This is a genomic window from Thermoflexibacter ruber (assembly GCF_900113045.1).
GTDB classification, from domain to species: Bacteria; Bacteroidota; Bacteroidia; order Cytophagales; family Thermoflexibacteraceae; genus Thermoflexibacter; species Thermoflexibacter ruber.
The window spans coordinates 1-1,715 of sequence record NZ_FONY01000112.1 but is presented as its reverse complement, the minus strand read 5'-3'; the positions used below and the strand labels follow the sequence as shown (position 1 = coordinate 1,715).

Sequence of the window (1,715 nt, the reverse complement as noted above, 5' to 3'; positions counted from 1 at the left end):
TTGGCTTGGGAAAGACCACTGTTATTGAGCATATTGGTCATATTAGTAACATTGCCAATGTCCCAAGTGGCTAAGGATTGATTAAAGGCTGTAGCAAAAGCAAACATATTATTCATGGAAGTAACATTGCTCACATTCCATGCACTAAGGTCTTGGTTAAAAACAGCATTACCCAAAAACATTTGCGTCATATTAGTTACAGCACCCACATTCCAGCCACTAATATTTTGATTAAACGGGGTATTGGCAAACATGGAACTCATATCTATTACATTACTTACATTCCATAAACTAATATCTTGATTAAATGCACTTGCCCCTGAAAACATCTGGCTCATGTTGGTTACAGCCCCTACATTCCACCCTCCAATGTTTTGGTTAAATGCAGATGCGTTTTGCAACATCGAAGCCATATCTGTTACATTATTTACTACCCAGCCACTAATATCTTGATTGAAAGCACTTGCCCCTGAAAACATCTGTAACATGCTGGTTACGGCACTTGTATTCCAACCTGTAATATTGCTATTAAATGCGGTCGCTCCTGCGAACATACTACCCATACCAGTAACAGCACTCGTATTCCAGCCATTCAATGATTGATTAAAAACAGTTGCACCAGCGAACATAGCACCCATATTGGTAATAGTAGCCGTGTTCCAAGTTCCCATAGTCGCATTGCCATCAAAAACAGTACAACCTTGAAACATGGCACTCATATCCGTTACTCCTGCTAAGTTTGGTACATCTGTAGCATTATAAGTTAGGTTCGTACAACCAGAGAAAGCAAAGGACATTGAAGTCCATGCAATACTCCCCCATTGCTCTATGGTTCTTAGTTTAGGTGCTTCTGTGGCATTGTTATTCATAAAAAAGTGAGGGAAATCCTTAGAGATTTCTACTCTGTATGTACTTCCATTTTCTAAGCCTGTAATGGTATAGTTTCCTGTTTGCCCTGTAATAAAACCGTCGCCTACACCCATATTGGTTAAGTTCGTCCAAGTAACATCATAATTATATCCTCCTCCATTGGTAGGAATAGTAATCGTTCCGTCTGTGGTTATCCAAGTGGTGATAAAGGGTAGGGTGGCATCGGCAATGGTTTTTACTCCGCTTGGTCCTAAGGAAGCCGTAGGATTGACGGTTTCTATAAAAGTGAAATTTCCTACGGCAAGGAAAGGAATACTCATGGTATTGCCTGTAGTGGCACCTGCATTGACGTTAGCTGCGATGTATAGGTACTGAGGAACGCCACCGCCCGCTATGATTTGTGAAAAGCCTGTAAAAGAGATATTTTCGCCTGACCCTGTGGAAGCCCCAGAAGTAGCTATTAAGGTTGCTGTAGCAAAGTTATCAACGGTATTGTAGTACAATTCAAAATTGGAGATGTCCGCCGCTGTGTAAGTCCCTAAGGTAGCAGTAGTAACCAAATCTGTTAGTGTAGGGGAACCTCCCGTAGCTGATATTTCCATAGCATAAATTCTTTGCCTATTGGTCTTGAAAATATCTTCATTAATATTTACAGCAGTAAGGTCAGCCATGCTTACATTAATCGTTACACTTGGGCTAAAAACAGTAAAGTTTACCTCTGCGCCTGTAAAATTAAAACCCGTAGCAATGTAAGGAGGTCTGCCTCCTGTGGTGGTCAGGGCAGTCCAGCCTGCATTGTCATAATGGATTTCGGAAGTGGCATCTGCTGTACCGCCCACATTGGA

At 41.5% G+C, this 1,715-nt stretch carries 1 protein-coding gene; it reads right to left on the bottom strand.

Annotation, left to right across the window (positions count from 1 at the left end):
• On the bottom strand, positions 1-1,715 hold a 1,715-nt coding region (locus BM141_RS22390; RefSeq protein WP_091549653.1), incomplete at both ends, for a BspA family leucine-rich repeat surface protein.